Annotated in this window: 1 protein-coding gene and 1 riboswitch; the gene reads left to right on the top strand. The window is 67.9% G+C overall.

The features are described 5' to 3' along the window. Positions 1–2: 2 nt before the first annotated feature. Positions 3–104: riboswitch (TPP riboswitch) on the top strand. Continuing rightward, on the top strand, positions 94–1,141 hold a 1,048-nt coding region (locus tag EB084_26180), incomplete at its 3' end, for a phosphomethylpyrimidine synthase (GenBank protein NDD31753.1). It overlaps the preceding riboswitch by 11 nt.

The raw sequence follows: 1,141 nt of genomic DNA, 5'->3' as shown, positions 1-1,141 counted from the left end.
ACACGCCGCGGGTGGCGGCGCGGGATTCCCCTGCGCCGCCTGAGATCACACCGCGAACACCTGATCCGGGTCATGCCGGCGGAGGAAGGCGAGATGGCGAACGACACGGTCACGGCGCAGGCCGGCAGCAAGCGCGTCCTGAAGGGAGACCTCGGCGTCCCCTTCCGCGAGGTGACGCTCACCAACGGGGAGCGCCTCGACCTCTACGAGACCGCGGGCCCACAGGGACACGAGGTGCGCGCGGGGCTCCCGAAGTTGCGCGCCCCGTGGATCGCCCGGCGCAAGGGCGAGGCGAACCAGTCGCAGATGCACTTCGCGCGGCGGGGCATCGTCACCGAGGAGATGCAGTTCGTCGCGCTGCGCGAGAACCTGCCCGCGGAGTTCGTGCGGAGCGAGATCGCGGCTGGTCGCGCGATCCTGCCGGCCAACGTGAACCATCCCGAGAGCGAGCCGATGATCATCGGCCGCAACTTCCTGGTGAAGGTGAACGCGAACATCGGTAACTCCGCCATCCGCGCCGACATCGACGAGGAGGTCGAGAAGCTGCGCTGGTCGGTGAAGTGGGGCGCGGACACGGTGATGGACCTCTCCACCGGCAAGGAGATCCACGCCACGCGCGAGGCGATCCTCCGCAACTCCCCGGTGCCCATCGGCACGGTCCCCATCTACCAGGCGCTCGAGAAGGTGAAGGGTCGCCCCGAGAAGCTCGACATCGAGGCCTTCCTCGACACCCTCCACGAGCAGGCCGAGCAGGGCGTGGACTACTTCACGATCCACGCGGGGGTGCTGCTCCGCTACGTGCCGCTCACCGCGAAGCGGGTCACGGGCATCGTGAGCCGCGGGGGCAGCATCATGGCGAAGTGGTGCCTCGCGCACCACAGGGAGAACTTCCTCTACACGCACTTCGACCGTATCTGCGAGGTGATGAAGCGCTACGACGTGAGCTTCTCCCTCGGCGACGGCCTGCGCCCGGGGTGCATCGCGGACGCGAACGACGCTGCCCAGTTCGGGGAGCTCCGCACGCTCGGGGAGCTGACGAAGATCGCGTGGGAGCAGGACATCCAGGTGATGATCGAGGGGCCCGGCCACGTGCCGATCCACAAGATCAAGGAGAACATGGACGAGCAGCTGAAGCACTGCC

The organism is Pseudomonadota bacterium, assembly GCA_010028905.1.
Lineage (GTDB): Bacteria > Vulcanimicrobiota > Xenobia > RGZZ01 > RGZZ01 > RGZZ01.
This window is presented reverse-complemented; position numbering and strand designations above follow the sequence as displayed.